Annotated in this window: 15 protein-coding genes; 4 read left to right on the top strand and 11 right to left on the bottom strand. The window is 63.6% G+C overall.

Features of this window, described 5'->3' with window-relative positions:
- Positions 1 to 141 precede the first annotated feature (141 nt).
- Together QFZ30_RS01565 and QFZ30_RS01560 are read left to right on the top strand one after the other, a co-directional pair.
- Positions 142 to 1,500: an aspartate aminotransferase family protein gene (locus tag QFZ30_RS01565; RefSeq protein ID WP_307072836.1), complete on the top strand. Its 1,359-nt coding sequence runs from the start codon at positions 142 to 144 to the stop codon at positions 1,498 to 1,500.
- 16 nt (positions 1,501 to 1,516) lie between these two features.
- On the top strand, positions 1,517 to 2,293 hold the full coding sequence (locus QFZ30_RS01560; RefSeq protein ID WP_307072834.1) for a GntR family transcriptional regulator: 777 nt from the start codon (positions 1,517 to 1,519) through the stop codon (positions 2,291 to 2,293).
- A gap of 56 nt (positions 2,294 to 2,349) precedes the next feature.
- Here the strand turns inward: QFZ30_RS01560 and QFZ30_RS01555 are convergent, their stop codons facing one another.
- The 6 genes from QFZ30_RS01555 to QFZ30_RS01530 all read right to left on the bottom strand — a co-directional run bounded on the left by QFZ30_RS01555 (position 2,350) and on the right by QFZ30_RS01530 (position 9,499).
- Complete coding sequence (locus tag QFZ30_RS01555; protein ID WP_307072832.1) at positions 2,350 to 3,156, bottom strand: SDR family NAD(P)-dependent oxidoreductase; 807 nt, start codon at positions 3,154 to 3,156, stop codon at positions 2,350 to 2,352.
- 65 nt (positions 3,157 to 3,221) lie between these two features.
- Positions 3,222 to 4,730, bottom strand: a complete 1,509-nt coding sequence (locus QFZ30_RS01550; protein WP_307072830.1) for a glycoside hydrolase family 32 protein — start codon at positions 4,728 to 4,730, stop codon at positions 3,222 to 3,224.
- A 115-nt stretch (positions 4,731 to 4,845) separates the two neighbouring features.
- Positions 4,846 to 6,456 carry an ABC transporter substrate-binding protein gene (locus QFZ30_RS01545; RefSeq protein WP_307072828.1) on the bottom strand — a complete coding sequence of 537 codons (1,611 nt, stop codon included), beginning with the start codon at positions 6,454 to 6,456 and terminating at the stop codon, positions 4,846 to 4,848.
- A gap of 94 nt (positions 6,457 to 6,550) precedes the next feature.
- Positions 6,551 to 7,510, bottom strand: coding sequence for a carbohydrate ABC transporter permease (locus QFZ30_RS01540; protein ID WP_307072826.1), 960 nt, complete (start codon positions 7,508 to 7,510; stop codon positions 6,551 to 6,553).
- A gap of 7 nt (positions 7,511 to 7,517) precedes the next feature.
- The gene (locus QFZ30_RS01535; RefSeq protein WP_307072824.1) at positions 7,518 to 8,492 is read right to left on the bottom strand and encodes an ABC transporter permease; all 975 of its coding nucleotides are present in this window, start codon (positions 8,490 to 8,492) and stop codon (positions 7,518 to 7,520) included.
- Entirely contained in the window at positions 8,489 to 9,499 is a 1,011-nt protein-coding gene (locus tag QFZ30_RS01530) for a LacI family DNA-binding transcriptional regulator (RefSeq protein WP_307072822.1), read from the bottom strand. The genes QFZ30_RS01535 and QFZ30_RS01530 overlap by 4 nt, the downstream gene beginning before the upstream one ends.
- Before the next feature lie 202 nt (positions 9,500 to 9,701).
- Here QFZ30_RS01530 and QFZ30_RS01525 point away from each other — a divergent pair, with 202 nt between their 5' ends.
- Positions 9,702 to 10,274, top strand: a complete 573-nt coding sequence (locus QFZ30_RS01525; RefSeq protein WP_307072820.1) for an MOSC domain-containing protein — start codon at positions 9,702 to 9,704, stop codon at positions 10,272 to 10,274.
- A gap of 72 nt (positions 10,275 to 10,346) precedes the next feature.
- Here QFZ30_RS01525 and QFZ30_RS01520 read toward each other — a convergent pair whose 3' ends face one another.
- Positions 10,347 to 10,637 carry a hypothetical protein gene (locus QFZ30_RS01520; protein WP_307072818.1) on the bottom strand — a complete coding sequence of 97 codons (291 nt, stop codon included), beginning with the start codon at positions 10,635 to 10,637 and terminating at the stop codon, positions 10,347 to 10,349.
- 396 nt (positions 10,638 to 11,033) lie between these two features.
- Between QFZ30_RS01520 and QFZ30_RS01515 the strand changes: the two genes are divergently transcribed.
- The gene (locus QFZ30_RS01515; RefSeq protein ID WP_307072815.1) at positions 11,034 to 11,300 is read left to right on the top strand and encodes a hypothetical protein; all 267 of its coding nucleotides are present in this window, start codon (positions 11,034 to 11,036) and stop codon (positions 11,298 to 11,300) included.
- A 59-nt stretch (positions 11,301 to 11,359) separates the two neighbouring features.
- Here QFZ30_RS01515 and QFZ30_RS01510 read toward each other — a convergent pair whose 3' ends face one another.
- From QFZ30_RS01510 to QFZ30_RS01495, 4 genes are all read right to left on the bottom strand, one after another.
- Positions 11,360 to 11,614, bottom strand: coding sequence for a hypothetical protein (locus tag QFZ30_RS01510; protein ID WP_307072813.1), 255 nt, complete (start codon positions 11,612 to 11,614; stop codon positions 11,360 to 11,362).
- A complete protein-coding gene (locus tag QFZ30_RS01505) occupies positions 11,611 to 12,414 on the bottom strand; it encodes a putative hydro-lyase (protein ID WP_307072811.1) in 804 nt (267 codons plus the stop codon). The genes QFZ30_RS01510 and QFZ30_RS01505 overlap by 4 nt, the downstream gene beginning before the upstream one ends.
- The gene (locus QFZ30_RS01500) at positions 12,411 to 13,772 is read right to left on the bottom strand and encodes an MFS transporter (protein WP_307072809.1); all 1,362 of its coding nucleotides are present in this window, start codon (positions 13,770 to 13,772) and stop codon (positions 12,411 to 12,413) included. The genes QFZ30_RS01505 and QFZ30_RS01500 overlap by 4 nt, the downstream gene beginning before the upstream one ends.
- Before the next feature lie 375 nt (positions 13,773 to 14,147).
- On the bottom strand, positions 14,148 to 14,870 hold the full coding sequence (locus tag QFZ30_RS01495; RefSeq protein WP_307072807.1) for a GntR family transcriptional regulator: 723 nt from the start codon (positions 14,868 to 14,870) through the stop codon (positions 14,148 to 14,150).
- Between the last annotated feature and the right edge of the window lie 28 nt (positions 14,871 to 14,898).

The following is a 14,898-nucleotide window of genomic DNA, read 5'->3' as shown; positions in this document are numbered from 1 at the left end:
CGGCGGCTTTTCGTAACGCCGACTTAATGTGCCGGCCATTGTGGACAGCGGCATCCGAACATACTTGAAGTACCGAAATTGATCCGAGGGTTGGGCCCATCTGGACGAACTCGAATGCACCGAACAGCAAGGACTCCCACCATGGTCATACGATCCACCATCATGGACACCAACAGCTTCCGATCAGAGGACGCTGAAGATCTCGATCCCGGCACGCGTCGCCTGACTGAGCGCCGCGACACGGTGCTGGGCGCCTCATACCGGCTCTTCTATCGCAACCCTGTGCACCTGGTGCGTGGCGAAGGACAGTACCTCTGGGACGCATCGGGGCGGCAATACCTTGACGCCTACAACAATGTGGCCAGCCTGGGACACTGCCACCCGGCCGTCACTGCTGCCGTGACAGCGCAGATGCAGCAGCTGAACACGCATACCCGGTACCTGCACGAGAACATCCTCGATTACACGGACGACCTCCTCGCCACAATGCCGGCCGAGCTCGACAAGGCAATGTACATGTGCACCGGATCCGAGGCGAACGACCTCGCCATCCGCGTGGCCAAGGCCTACAGCGGCGGCGAAGGCATCATAGCCACCACCGAGGCGTACCACGGCACTTCCGAGCTGACCTCGGGAGTGTCCCCTGCGCTTGGGACGGGGCAGCCGCTCTCGCCGACAGCCCGCCTGGTTGGGGCGCCGGATGCCTACAGGCTTGGTGGCGCGGCCGGTCCGGGCGGCGCGGAACTCGGGCGGTGGTTCGCCAACCGGATACGTGCGGCGATCGCGGACATGGAGGCCAACGGCATTCACTTCGCTGGCTTTATAGCCGACTCGATATTCTCCTCGGACGGCGTGCTGCCGGGCCCGGCAGGATACCTGAGCGAGGCAGCCGAGGTCATTCACCGTGCGGGAGGCATCATCATCGCTGACGAAGTGCAGCCGGGTTTTGGCCGCACCGGCGAGGCGTTCTGGGGTTTCCAGCGCCACGGAATAGTGCCCGACGTCGTCACCCTCGGCAAGCCGATGGGCAACGGGATTCCGGTCTCCGGGCTGGTGGCTAAAGCCGATGTCCTGGCCGCATTCAGCGATACAATCCCCTACTTCAACACCTTCGGCGGCAACCCGGTGTCCATGGCCGCGGCCCAGGCGGTGCTGTCCACGATCCGTTCGGAGGGCCTGCAGGAGCACAGCCGGGTGGTTGGGGCATCGCTGCTGTCCGCTCTGTCCGGTCTGGCCGACACGCACGAATCCGTGGGCGACGTCCGTGGCGCGGGCCTGTTTATCGGTTTCGAGCTCGTCAAAGACCGCAGCACCCGCGAACCGGACCGCGAGCTTGCACTCGCTGTCTTGGAACAACTGCGCGAGCGCGGGGTGCTGACGTCCGTGGCAGGCCCTCACGGTAACGTCCTGAAGCTGCGTCCGCCGCTGGCATTCCAGCACATGGACATCGACTGGCTCGTGGGTGCCCTTGACGACTCGCTGACCGTGCTCGGCGCCTAGTCCGTATATTAGGACGATGGCAAAAGGCATCGGTGGAGAGCCGGAGGGAATGACTGTCACCGACGCTGCCCACGCGGCACTGGCCCGATATGCCAAGGCGGAGATGTTCCATCCCGGCGAGCTGATGGGGAGTGAACGTGCCCTGGCCGAGCGACTCGGCGTTGGCCGGACCGTCCTGCGGCAGGCAATTGACCGGATGGAAGCAGAAGGCACCGTCCGGCGTGTGCTGGGCCGTTCGGGTGGGGTGTTCTTCAACGACGGGCGGATCCAGCGGCACCTGAACACCGTGGAGGGTGTGCCTCAGATGGTGTTGCACCAGGGCCGTGCAATAGCCACAACCGTACTGCGTGCCGAAATGGGATTGCCCCAGCCGGATGAACGACGGAACCTGCACCTGAATGGCGGGGATGCTGTGCTTCGTATCCAGCGACTCCGGCTCGTGGATGGCAGCTCCTGGTCATTGGACTTGTCCGTGCTGCCCGCGGCCCGCTTCCCTGGCCTGCTCACGCACGCTCTGACAGGTTCGCTCTACCATCTGCTGACGTCCGAATACGGGCTGGAGCTGGACCGGGCCGACGAGACGGTGGAGGCCGTGCCAGCCACGAATGCCCAGGCCTCGGTGCTTGACGTTCCGGCGGGCTCAGCCTTGCTGGAAATCCGCAGGGTGGCATGGGACGTGCAGGGCGTTCCCGTGGAGTTCGCTCACGATTTCTTCCGCGCGGACCGCACGAGGGTACATATGCAGAAGTACGGAACCAACTGGAAACGGACAGTAAGGCTGGGACGGGAGTAAGTGCCCGTGGCTGTCGTAGTGGCGCTGCCGTGCGGGTGCGCTTTCCTCAGGTCGACTCATCCCATGCGTATGACGCTTCCGGTAATGCGGCGGCCCCCTTCGGACACCAGGAAGGCGACGACGTCCGCAACCTCGTCGGGCTCCGCCACGCTGAAGAATGCGTCGTTTTTCTTTACCGCTTCGCGGACGTCGTCGGTCACCCATCCGGTGTCGGTAACTGGCGGATGAAGAGCGTTGGCAGTGACTCCGAACTCGCTCAATTCCAAACTCGCAGAAAGCGTATAGTTCACCAATGCTGCCTTGGCCGCACCATACGAGACTTCCTGTGGGAAACCCTTCTCGCCGCCGGATGTCATGGAGATAATCCTTCCCCACGTCCCCTGTCGGGCCTGGAGCCGGGAGGCGAACTCGGAGATCATGAGTGCACCTGCCCTGGCGTCAACACCGAACTGCCTATCAAAGGAGCTCGCCGACACGCCCGCTAAGGCGCGGCCCATCCAGTCTCTTTCGGCTGCCTTGAAGCTGTCACGGAGTGAGCCCGTGGCATTGTTCACCAGGATGTCCACGGGGCCGAAGGTTTCCTCGGCCGCATCGAACAACCTCGGGATCGTTTCAGCATCGGTCAGGTCAGCCGACACGGCGATCGCTCGGCCGCCCTGGCGCTGTATGCGTTCGAGTACCGCGGAAGCATCCTGCAGGTGATTCTCGCGTAACTGCTCCGGGGTGCCTTGATCTGCCGAATGCTCCAACGCGAGGAACGAAACGACCACTGAGTGTCCCTCCGCCGCGAGCCGTTCTGCTATGGCAGCGCCAATTCCGTGGTTTGCCCCGGTAACGATAGCCACCCTCGAAGTTTCAGTCATTGGTCCAAACTATGGAGGAATTGGAGGGCTTGCAAGCGACCAACTTCCAGGGGCGACCTCTCCTGTCAGGCGTACTGGGTGACACTCAGGTTATTGATGGTTGCTGTGCCACCGACGGCGTAGAGCGAGACCTCGGTACTGGTGGCTGCCGGGAAGATCAGTTCGGTCATCGTGACCTGGCCTCCCTGGGCGAAGACCTCAACGGAGCACCGGTCTACGTAGACGGTGAGCTGGTAGGAACCGTCAGTCGTCCGGATCGGAGCGGTGTCAATGGAGGCGAATGATTCGTGGAAGTCTGTTTGCCCGGATTCCCGGCGGTCGACGATCAGGACGCCTTCGGCGGGCCGGATGCCGATGCGGGTTCCCTCGGCTCCGTTGCCGCGGACTATGAGTCCGAATTCCTGGGCTGTTCCTGGCGTCAAGGTGAGCTCGATGCGTTGGACGGTGCCGGCTGCTCCGTCAAGAATGTGCTGACCGTCGGATATCTCAGCTGCAGCGAGGTTGAACGATCCTGCCGCGTCTGCCGGCGCGTCCAGGTCCCCTGCCGCATGCTGCACCAGGCATAGGTTTCCACCACTGTTGTGGAGCGCTATTTCGCGGACCAGGGACATGGGGCTCCGCCACGGGGAGGTGGGGATCTGGTTGGCGTATTCCCAGTTGTTCATCCAGGCGATCATGAGCCTTCTGCCGTCCGGAACGTCGCTGAAGGAAACGGCGGCGTAGTAGTCGCGGCCCCAGTCGAGCCACTGGTACTCACCGAGCCGGGCAGGGTCCTGGAGCCCTTCGGTCACGGTGGTGGCCGAGGTGAATGTGGTTCCGTCGAAGTCTCCGACGAAGTACTGCCCGGCCGAACCGTTGTTGGGTCCGCCCGGGTTGAGGTTCACTGTGAGGACCCATTTGAGGTTGTCCGGATCGCCGTCGACAGGCAGGGGGAAGAGGTCCGGGCATTCCCACACGCCCCCGGTGGCGTTGGCGGGGCCGAAAATACTTAGCAGTTCCCAGCTCTTGAGGTCGTCGGACTTGTAGAGGACCACCTGGAAGTCTGTGGCTTCGACGGCGACCATGACCCAGTAACTGCCGGCGTCGCCGTCGTAACGGACGACTTTCGGGTCCCGGAACTCGGCCGATCCGCGGTTCAGGACGGGATTGGCTGTGTGTTTGGCCCAGGTGTAGCCGCCGTCCCGGCTGTAGGCGAGGGACTGGGCCTGAACGCCGTGGTGTGCGGAGGCCGGCTTGAAGGAGCTGGTATAGACGGCGACCAGGGGCGGAGCAGAAGCCGTGCCGAATCCGCTGGTGTTGTCCCGATCGAAGACGATGCTGCCGGAGAAAACATCCTCTTCCTCGTCGCCTGCGATGGCGACGGGGTGTTCGGTCCAGCTGAGCAGATCTGTTGAGGTGGCGTGTCCCCAGGACATGTTTCCCCAGACGTTGTCCAGTGGATTGTTCTGGTAGTAGAGGTGGTAGACGCCCTCATGGAAAATCAGGCCGTTGGGGTCATTGAGCCAGGTGTTCCGGGCGGCGTAGTGCAGGGCCGGCCGGAAGGTGTCGGCCGTCGTGGCGGTCGCGGCAGTCATGAAGGTGAAGTCTCGTTTCTGTGCAGGTCTGGCGGGAGAACCCTGGTGTGCGGGTTCCCTGGCGGTGCGGTGGGCCGGTGCGCGGTACGCACCGGCCCACCTGGTTTCGGGTTAGTTAGGAGTTGCTCTTGTAGCGGTCGTAGGCCTGCTGGTAGACCTCGACCATTTTGTCGACGCCGATGTTCTTGAGCTGGGAGACGTAGCCGTCCCATTCCTGCTCGACTCCTCCGGAGACGATCCACTTGGCCATGTTCTGCTTGACCAGCGAGGCGGCGTCCGCTTCGATGGTGCTGATCTGCTGCAGTTCCTCGTTGGACAGTGCCACGGGTGGGTACCCGTCGTTCGCCGCGAAGGGCTTGTAGTTCTCTTCGACAGTCTTCTGCCGTGCGGCGGCCCGTGGTTCGGGGGCGACGACGTTCTTGAAGTTCTCGGCCGTGTTAGCCTTCGGACCGCCCGGGGCGACCTTCTGACGACGTTCGCCTTCGCTGGTCCCTGCCGCGGCGGGGATCTGGGTCAGCAGGCCGGTCGCGGAGTCCTTTTGCAGGGTTTCACCGATCGGTCCCCAGTTGGCCTGGGCGGACTGGATGGGGTCGTAGAGGTTGTCGGCCCAGCGCATCGTGGCTGCCGGGTACTTGTTGGCATTGGTGATGGCGAACGCGCCGCGGGCGATCTCCTGGTTGTTGGACTGGCTGACCAGGCGCTTTCCGTCGACGCCCTCCAGGGCGGGAACGAGTGCGTAGTTGTTGGCGCGGTCGGCGCCGACCATTTCGGGGATTTCCCACCAGACGAAGGAGCCGATGTTTTCTGTTGCAGCCTTGCCCTTGGCCAGGTACGCCTTGTCGTCCTGGGAGAAGGATTCGGGGTCGATCAGGCCTTCCTGGAACCACTCGTGGAGGGTCTGGATGGCTTTCTTGTAGCCGTCCTGGGTGGGGGTGTAGATGACTTTGTCGTCCTGGACGATGCGGTGGTCCATGTTGTCCGGCACTCCGCCCAGGGCGGCGATCAGGTCAACAATGTCCCCGCACCAGGAGCCGGGCATGAAGCTCAGCGGGATGGTCTTGCCGGTCCCGGAGGCGTCCTGGGTCTTGAACGCGAGCAGGGCGTCGTGGAACTCGTCGATGGTTTTCGGCATCGGGATGTTGAGCTTCTTCAGCCAGGAGGTGTTGATTGCCAGTTCGTTGGGGAACTGGACCAGCCCGAGTTCCTCGATGGAGGGCAGGGAGTAGATATGCCCGTCCGAGGACGTGATCGCGGCCTTGATGTCCGGGCGTTCGGACAGGAGCTTGGAGAGGTTGGGCGCGTTCTTCTCGATGAGCCCTTCGAGCGGGATCAGGGTTCCACTGGCCGAGTAGGTGGCTATTTCCGAGTCGGTCAGCCCGGAATTGAAGAAGGCGTCCGGAAGGTCACCGCTGGCCAGGATCAGATTCTTCTTTTCCTTGAAGACGGCCTCCGGCAGATTCTCCCAGTTGACGTGGATGTTGGTTTCTTTTTCCCACTGCTGCACCAGGGTCATGGTGTTGTAGTCCGGGGCGAGAGCGGCTTTTGTGCCGGAGAAGGTCAGGTCGAGTTGCTTGCTGACGATCGGGAAGCCTGTTTCCTGGAATCCGAAGTCGGTGGAGGCGTCTTTGATCTCCGTGGTGCCTGAGCCGCCGCCTGAGCAGGCGGTGAACATCAATGTTCCGGCCAGGACGGCGCCGAGAGCGGCGAATTTGCGGCTGAATGCCATGGTCATTCCTATTCTGAGGGGGGATTTCTTCCGGCCCGTGGCGAGTGCCGGGGCCGGGTTTTTCTTGGAAGGGGATTTTCTTGGGGAACGGGTTCTACTTGACGGCGCCGATCATGGCGCCCTTGGTGAAGTGCTTCTGCATGAATGGCAGGGCAATCATGAGTGGCAGGCTCGAGACGACGATCATGGCGTACTTGGTGAGCTCTGCGATCCTTTGCGCTGCCGCATAGGATTCGATGTCACCGCCGGTGGTTCCGGTGGAGGAGACGTCGGATTGGATGAGGATGTTCCGCAGTACCAGCTGTAGCGGGTACTTGGAGTCGTCATTGAGGAAGATCAGTGCGTCGAAGAACGAGTTCCACTGGGCTACGACGTGGACCATGATCATCAGCATGATCAGCGGCTTGGACAGCGGCAGCACCATTTGGAAGAAGAACTTGAAGTCGGTTGCCCCGTCCATCTGGGCGGCTTCGCGCAGTTCGTTCGGGATGGTGTGTTCAAAGAACGACCTGGCGATGATGAGGTTCCACACGCCCACCGCGCCGGGCAGGACCACGGCCCAGACGGTGTCCAGCATGCCCAGGTCCCGCACCACCAGGTACTTGGTGATGAGTCCGCCGTCGAAGAACATGGTGATCACGAACAGGAGCATCAGGATCTTCCGGCCCGGCATGTCCTTGCGGGACAGGGCGTAGGCGCCGAAGAGGATGGTGCTGACGCTGATCGCGGTGCCGAGCACTGTGTAGATGACGGTGTTGCCCAGGCCGTTCCAGATCCGGCTGTCTGCGAAGATCCGTTCGTAGCCTTCGGTGGTGATGCCGGAGGGGAATAGCCAGACCTTGCCTTCGTAGACGGCGTTGGGGTCGCTGATGGAGGCGATGACGATGAAGTACAGCGGGTACACCACGGCCAGGATGGACAGCAGCAGGACGGTAGTGGCTGCGATGTTGAAGGCGCGGTCGCCGTATTTGTCCTTTAGCGACTGCTTGGGGCGGGCCTGGTTGACGGTCCGTTTCGGGTTCTCGATGGTGCGGGGGTTGGTTGTCACAGACATATCGGCATCACCACAGGGTCGCTTGGTTGGCCCGGCGCGCAATCGTGTTGAAGACGAGCAGCAGCGCCAGGTTGAGGAGGGAGTTGAACAGGCCGATGGCGGCCGAGTAGCTGAACTGCGCCTGCTGCAGGCCTGCGTGATACACGTAGGTCTGGATGATCTCCGAGGTCGAGAGGTTCAGCGGTGTCTGCATCAGCAGCGCCTTCTCGAAACCGACATTGAGCAGGTTGCCGATGGCCAGGATGAACAGGATGGTCACCACCGGCATGATGCCCGGCAGGTCGATGTGCCGGATGCGCTGGAGCTTCGAGGCACCGTCCACCTTGGCCGCATCATGCAGCGCCGGGTCAACGGCGGCCAGGGCCGCAAGGTACACGATCATGGAGAACCCGGCGTTCTGCCACACATCCGAGATGACGTAGATGGGCCGGAACCACTCCGCGGAGCCCATAAAGAAGATCGGCTCGCCGCCGCCCAGTTGGATCGCGTTGTTCACCAGCCCGGACCTTGGGGACAGCACCACGAACATGATGCCCACCACCACCACGGTGGAGATGAACGCGGGCGAGTACAGCACCGTCTGGGTGAACTTCTTGAACCTCTCGCTCTGCAGCTGATTGACCAGCAACGCCAGGATGATCGGAATCGGAAAAGCGATCAACAGGCCCAGCACGGCAATCCACAGCGTGTTTCCGACCACCTGCCCGAACTGGTACGAGTTCACGAACCGGATGAAGTGCGTCAGGCCCACCCACGGGCTGTCCGTGAACCCGTCCGCCGGATTGTAGTTCTTGAAAGCGATCTGCACGCCGTACATCGGCCAGTACTTGAAGACCAGGATGTAGATGATCGCGGGGGCTAGTAATACGTATAACTGCCAGGCGCGGGAAATTCTCTTCAGGCGGAGCGAAAGAGAATTTTTGCGTTGCGGCGACGGCGCCGCAACAGGATGCCCGCGTCGGGCCGGGATGGTGCGGCTCATGGCATCTCCTTAGGATGTGTCACTGACTTGCGTTCAACAAGAGGGCAGTCCATCAGCTCGACCCGGCCATCGGGTTCCGCGTCCTGGAGGATCAGTTCAACCGCGCGCCGGCCCATGGCGACGAACGGCAATTCAAAAGTGGTCAATCCCGGGCGAAGGAAGGGGGCCAATGTTGCCTGGTTGTCGAAGCCCACAATAGAGACGTCCCCGGGGATTGAGAGGCGCAGATCCGAGACGGCCTGGTAGGCACCCCAGGCACCGCGGTCATTCGCACAAAAGATGGCTGTCGGCGGGTTGCCGGCGGTCAGCAGCTCCATCGCGTACTTGTAGCCATGCTCCTCACCGCCTTGACCAAAGCGGACCAACGACGGATCGACGTCCAGGCCCGCCTCCTCAAGTGCCGCGCAGTAGCCTTCATAGCGGCCGACGGCGGCAGGGAGGCCGCTTTCGAGCGTCTCGATATTGATCAGCCCGACTTTTGTGTGCCCGGCCTGGAGCAGCCGGTTAGTGGCCGCGTACCCGCCCTTGACCTCGTCGGGGGCAACACTCGGAACCCGCCCGGCCCGGTCCTGGGAATTCAGTACTACGGATCTGACGCCCGCCAGCGTCTCCGGAACATCGAGCCGACGGTGATACATGGCGGCGTAGACCACTCCTGCCACCTTGTAGGAGAGCATTGTGTCCAGGGATGCGGCTTCCAGCTCCCTGTCTCCGCCGGTGTTGACAGAGAGCAGGAGGAGCCCGTCCTCCCACGCCCGCTGCTGCGCGCCTTCGATGATGGCGCCGGCGAAAGGAGTGGTTGCAACGGAATCACCAATGAACCCGATCATGCCGGCTATGCCCTCGCGGAGAACCTTTGCGTGGGCGTTTGTGCGGTAACCAAGCCGATCCACTGCGTCCCGTACCCGCTTGCGGGTATCCTCGGAAAAGCGCGACCCGGAGGCTGAATTCAGCACCAGCGATACGGTGGCCTGGGATACACCGGCAGCAGCGGCGACATCATGCATCGTCGGTCCTGACTTAGGCCGTGGTCCAGCCATGGGGCACCTCCTTGGGCCACTCGATCTTCTTGGGGGTTATTCGTATAACTTCGCTCAACTGTAGCGTGCATCACACAGTGCGTCAACAGGCAGATTCGGCGGTCCCCTCCAGGCCCTTCCATCAGCTGAACGGTGTGCTGGACCTTGCGATGGACGATAGCTTTATTGCATGACCGCAAGCTACAGGTACGACGTGGACATCCTGCATCTGCTCGTGTCGCCGGCTCATGCTTACTTCGGCCGCGCACGCGAGGGTGCAGCGGACGTCCCCACCGCAGATGCCGACCAAGTGGAACTGGTGGCCGGCAAGGGCATTGTGGGTGACCGGTTTTTCGGCAAGGCCGCGCACATGGATGCCGCAGTCACCCTGCTCGCGGTCGAGGCCCTCGAGGCCATGGCCGCGGAACTGGGGGTGGCACCCTTTGACCCGCTGCTTACCCGTCGCAATGTGGTCCTCAGAGGGGCCCACCTGTCTCCCCTGCTTGGCGAGGAGTTTGCGTTGGAATCCCGCGGGGAACTGGTCCGGCTCAGGGCCGGGCGGGCTGCCCACCCCTGCGCCTGGATGGATGAGATGCTCGCGCCGGGCGCGCACGCCGCCATGCGTGGGCGGGGAGGCGTGCGCTGCCAGCCCCTCTCGGACGGCATCCTGCGCCGTGGGCCTGCTGTGCTGATCAGCCCCGTGCCGCTGGATCCCGCACGCGCTGGCACTCCCACGGTGCTGCGGCCGTCCCGGTTGCCTTGAACCACCCAATGAAACCGGAAGCGGACGACGGCGGGACCTCCCGCCGTCGTCCGCTTGCGTTGGTGCCGCTCCCTACTGTGCGGACATGTCCCGCAGGCCAGCGTCCGTCCCGGTAGCGCGTTCCAGCGTGGAGGGGGTAAATATTGCGGCGGAGACGTCTTCGCGGAGGTAGTAATCGCGGTGATCCTCGGGAATCAGGCTGCCTCGGACAATGTAGTAGCCCCGGCCTTCACCGGGACCCCCGGCGGCACGGTCGATGGCATCGAGCATGTCCCGGTCCAGGCGCTGGTCGGGTCCGCGTTCTTGCAGCAAGGCCAGGTCTTCGGGGAGCAGCGAGCTGATAAGCCCGTGGATATTCGGCATGTTGAGTGTCCTTTGCCGGCACCGCAGGAACATGGTCAGCTTCCCCCCGGCGGGCGTGCCCGGGGGTGCCTTGGCCGGTTGCGTCCACCCCGATTGTAGGGCCCGGCCGACCGGCCGGACCAGAGCCTAGGTCACCTTAAATCTCTCCGACACGGCAGAATTTTCGGACGTCGTATTGCGCCGGGCTATCGATTCATGCACACTGGCTACAGATCCGCAGGAACAAAACTTCCGCCGATCCCAGCCCGCCGGACAATTCGGCCGGCCACCGCCCCATCAGAGAATGCCGGGCGACCCCTCTGAAACCACCGCTTTCCGCCTCCCCGGGCGCGCCCGGACCCGGAAGCCCTGTGCCTACTCAGAGCCCTGGCACATCCCGCCGAGAAAGAGACCACCATGATCAAGCGCCACTCGGACCTCGTCCTGGAAGTCACAGCCCACGATCCGGACACCGTCGAAAACGACCTGAACACCGCCGTAGACATCGTCCGCCAACACGCCATGAAGGAATGCCGCCACGGCATCCTGGTCACACAGCACGGCTACACCAGCTACACCGTCGCCGTCAGCCGCGATGTCCCCTACGGGCAAACACATGAACGGCGCGGACAGCCGGCGAGCTCACACACCGAAGCCGGGGCAGAAAACGGGCTCAACTCGTAAGAAAAGCCAACGGACGACGGCGGGAGGTTCCCGCCGTCGTCCGCCTGTGTGTGTTGCCGCTACAGTCTGTTGTGCTCCGGGATTGCCCACTGGGCACCGGTTTTGCGTGTCGGCAGGCCCACGTAGGTCCAGAGGCACGGCCTGCCGGAATGGCTCGGGAACAGCTGGCCTTCGTAGAGGGAGATGCTCGCTCCCGCCGGACCCTGCCAGACGCCGGCCAGTTCGCAGTGCGTGCCGGTGGCCTGCTGCCGTGGAGCCGCTATGTGCATCACCCTTCTGGCCCGTTTCTCGGCGACGGGGAGCCTCTTCTTCACGATGACACACCCGCCGGTTCCCGGTAGTTGCTTTCCGGAACATCGGTAATGAACATGTACCCGGGAGCGTGGCTGATGGCGAAGGAGGGCCTGGAAGCCATCACTGCGCTCTGCGGGGTCACGCCGCAGGCCCAGAAAACCGGCACTTCCCCCGCCCTGATTTCCACCGCATCCCCGAAGTCGGGGCGGTTGATGTCCGCAATGCCAAGGTCCTCGGGCGAACCGACGTGGACGGGCGCGCCATGGACCATCGGCACCTCCGACGTTACCCGAATGGCCGTTTCCACCAGTCCGGGCAGCATCGGACGCATGGAAACCACCATGGGGCCGTGGATCCGCCCGGCTGGGGTGCACTCGACGTTTGTGCGGTACATCGGGACGTTGCGGCCGGTTTCGGTGTGCCGCAGCGGGATGCCCGCGCTGGCCAGCGCGGCCTCGAAGGTGAAGCTGCAGCCGATGAGGACACCCACCATGTCCTCACGCCAGACCGATGCGACATCGGTGACCTCGTCTGCCAGTTCGCCGTCCACCCAGACACGGTAGGAGGGGATATCCCGGCGGATGTCGGACCCGGCGGCGAGGGCGCTTTCGTACTGCCCCGCCGGAACGATGTCGATGACGGGGCAGGCCTTGGGATTGAGCCGGCAGAATTCGATGAACTCGTCGGCGTAGTCGGCCGTCACCGCTATCAGGTTCGCCTGTGTGTAACCGTCGCTCCATCCGGAGGTGGGGGTGACCAGGCCGTTGCGGAACTTGAGGCGGGCGTCCGCGGGGGCCAGCAGGGCGTTGGGCTGACTCATCGGGTCCCGCTCTCCACGGGTTCGGCCGCTGACTGCAGGTACTCCTCGTCCTCGGCAACATTGGAGTCCCGGCCCAGGGCCAGGCCCACCAAGGTCAGCAGGCAGGCGACACTGAGGTACACGGCCACCGGAACCCAGCTGTGGAAGGTGCTGAGCAGAAGGGTGAACATGAACGGAGCGCTGGCGCCGCCGATGATTCCGGCGAAGGTGTAGGCCAGTGAGCTGCCGGTGGAGCGGAGCCGCGGCGTGAACTGTTCCACAACGAAGGCGGCCTGGGGTCCGTACATAAATGAGTGGCAGAGCAGGCCCAGCACGGTTCCCACAATCAGCATGACCGGGGACCGTCCTTCGAGGACGATGAAGAACAGGTAGGCCCACACGGCTGCGGCCACGGCGGCGATCCCGTAGACCAGCCGCCGGTTGATGCGGTCGGAGATGGCCCCGGCGAGCGGCATGGTGAATATCTGGAGTGCTGAGCCAATGAGGACGGCCACCAGCACCTGGCCGCGGTCGAAGCCGAGCTCCTGGATGCCGTAGGTGAGGGTGAAGACCGTGCACATGGCGTAGAGGACGTCAGGGCCGACGCGGCTGAGCATGGCTGCGATGAGGGGCCGGCGCTGAGTGGCCAGCACTTCGCGGATGGGAGCCTTGGGCTTGTCACCCCGGGCTTCCATGGCCTTGAAGATGGGGGTGTCTTCGAGCTTGAGGCGGATCCAGAGTCCGAAGGCCACCAGCACTGCCGAGATCAGGAACGCGATCCGCCAGCCGAAGCTCAGGAAATCCTCTTCGGACAGGGCGAGCGTCAGGACAGCAAGCGCACCGTTGGCCATCAGGTTGCCGGCCGGCGGCCCGATCTGCGCGGCGGAGGCCCAGAATCCGCGGCGGTTCGGATCGCCGAATTCGCTCGAGAGCAGGACAGCACCGCCCCATTCACCGCCGACGCCGACGCCCTGCGCGAAGCGGAGGAACACCAAAATGGCGGGGGCGATGATGCCGATGTTGTCATACGTGGGCAGCAGGCCGATGAGGAAGGTGGCGACGCCGATGAGCATAAGCGTGATCACCAGGATTTTCTTGCGGCCGATCTCGTCCCCGAGCCGGCCGAAGATGATGCCGCCCACGGGCCGGGAAATGTAGCCAACGGCGTAGGTGGAGAAGGCCAGCAACGTTCCCGTGACGGGGTCCGAGGCCGGGAAGAAGATGAGCGGGAAGACGATCGCTGCTGCGGCGGAGTAGACCGCGAAATCGTAGAACTCCAGCGCTGTTCCAGTCAGGCTCGCCGCGAATGCCTTGTACATGTCCTTGCGCCCCACCGGGGGTTTCGGGTCAGTGGGGGCCATTGCTTGGGGAGTGGCCATTTGTTCCTCCAGAAAAAGAGTGTCATGCGGGGCGGGTGGTTGATGCTGGGGTGCCTGCTTCTGCCCTGGCTGGCGGAGTTGCAAGGTGGGGCCTACGGCACCGGTGCCGTCTGCCGTCAGGATGACTGCGGAAGTCGACTGGGTAATCGTCGGATTGTTGAACAATCCTGCTTTGTTGAACAATCTACGCGACGCAGATCACACCGTCAAGGGTTAAACGGCAATCATCCCTGGGACGCCAGCGGATCCCGCACGGTTGGCGGACCCTGTGGGCGTGGCAAGGGCGACCGCGCGGAACTCAGGCCTGCTCACATCAAATGTTGTGCGGCGACGCGCGAAGGGGCGGCCAGTCCGAGGCCGAATTCGAAGCGGCGGCTACTTCGAGGCCGGATTCTCCGGTGCATGGACCGCGGCCTGGCGCTCTTCGGATCTGGCCAGGTAGTCGGTGAGGCGCTCGGCCGCGAGTTCCGTATCGCCGGCTTCGAGGGCTTTGCAGATCTGATCGTTGTCCGCCAGATAGTCCTGGTAAAAGCCGCCGTCTACAGCTGCCTTGTGGAAGAAGAGCCGCATCTCGGCCAAGACCTGCGACATGATGGTGTTCAGCCGTTCGCTGCCCGCCATTGCCACCAGGGCGCCGTGGAAATGCTGGTTGGCGCTGCCGAGCCGTTCGCTGTCCCCCGCGGCGGCTGCGCTTTTCCCTTCCTCCACGGCCGCCCTGACCAGGGCGATACTTTCGGGGCTGCCACCGCCGCGGACCGCGCTGACCTCGATGGCACGCCTGACGGTGTAAACGTCGTGGATGTCCGTGGCGCCGAGGCTGGCAACGAAGACTCCGCGGTTGGGCTGGCGGACAAGCAGCCGCTCACTGACAAGTTCGGCGAAGGCTTCACGGACGGTGTTGCGGGATACTCCGAGCTCGTCGGAGAGGGCCTCTTCCTTGAGCTGCGTAGCCGGCGGCAGGGCGCCCTCCGCAATCTGGAGCCGCAGCTCCGCGGCCACCCGCGTTGCCACGGACGGCACGGCCACCCGCAGCCTGGACGCTCCGGCGGTGCTTCCGAGCGAGGGGTCGGCTTCGGCATTCGGGTTTAGGGTAGCCATACCTCGAATTTACACGAATGCCCAACAA

It is taken from the genome of Arthrobacter pascens (genome assembly GCF_030815585.1).
Lineage (GTDB): Bacteria > Actinomycetota > Actinomycetes > Actinomycetales > Micrococcaceae > Arthrobacter > Arthrobacter pascens_A.
This window is presented reverse-complemented; position numbering and strand designations above follow the sequence as displayed.

Coding starts and splice junctions, on each gene's coding strand:
- QFZ30_RS01565 (WP_307072836.1), top strand. CDS start 142: ATGGTCATACGATCCACCATCATGGACACCAACAGCTTCCGATCAGAG.
- QFZ30_RS01560 (WP_307072834.1), top strand. CDS start 1,517: ATGGCAAAAGGCATCGGTGGAGAGCCGGAGGGAATGACTGTCACCGAC.
- QFZ30_RS01555 (WP_307072832.1), bottom strand. CDS start 3,156: ATGACTGAAACTTCGAGGGTGGCTATCGTTACCGGGGCAAACCACGGA.
- QFZ30_RS01550 (WP_307072830.1), bottom strand. CDS start 4,730: ATGACTGCCGCGACCGCCACGACGGCCGACACCTTCCGGCCGGCCCTG.
- QFZ30_RS01545 (WP_307072828.1), bottom strand. CDS start 6,456: ATGGCATTCAGCCGCAAATTCGCCGCTCTCGGCGCCGTCCTGGCCGGA.
- QFZ30_RS01540 (WP_307072826.1), bottom strand. CDS start 7,510: ATGTCTGTGACAACCAACCCCCGCACCATCGAGAACCCGAAACGGACC.
- QFZ30_RS01535 (WP_307072824.1), bottom strand. CDS start 8,492: ATGAGCCGCACCATCCCGGCCCGACGCGGGCATCCTGTTGCGGCGCCG.
- QFZ30_RS01530 (WP_307072822.1), bottom strand. CDS start 9,499: ATGCATGATGTCGCCGCTGCTGCCGGTGTATCCCAGGCCACCGTATCG.
- QFZ30_RS01525 (WP_307072820.1), top strand. CDS start 9,702: ATGACCGCAAGCTACAGGTACGACGTGGACATCCTGCATCTGCTCGTG.
- QFZ30_RS01520 (WP_307072818.1), bottom strand. CDS start 10,637: ATGCCGAATATCCACGGGCTTATCAGCTCGCTGCTCCCCGAAGACCTG.
- QFZ30_RS01515 (WP_307072815.1), top strand. CDS start 11,034: ATGATCAAGCGCCACTCGGACCTCGTCCTGGAAGTCACAGCCCACGAT.
- QFZ30_RS01505 (WP_307072811.1), bottom strand. CDS start 12,414: ATGAGTCAGCCCAACGCCCTGCTGGCCCCCGCGGACGCCCGCCTCAAG.
- QFZ30_RS01500 (WP_307072809.1), bottom strand. CDS start 13,772: ATGGCCACTCCCCAAGCAATGGCCCCCACTGACCCGAAACCCCCGGTG.
- QFZ30_RS01495 (WP_307072807.1), bottom strand. CDS start 14,870: ATGGCTACCCTAAACCCGAATGCCGAAGCCGACCCCTCGCTCGGAAGC.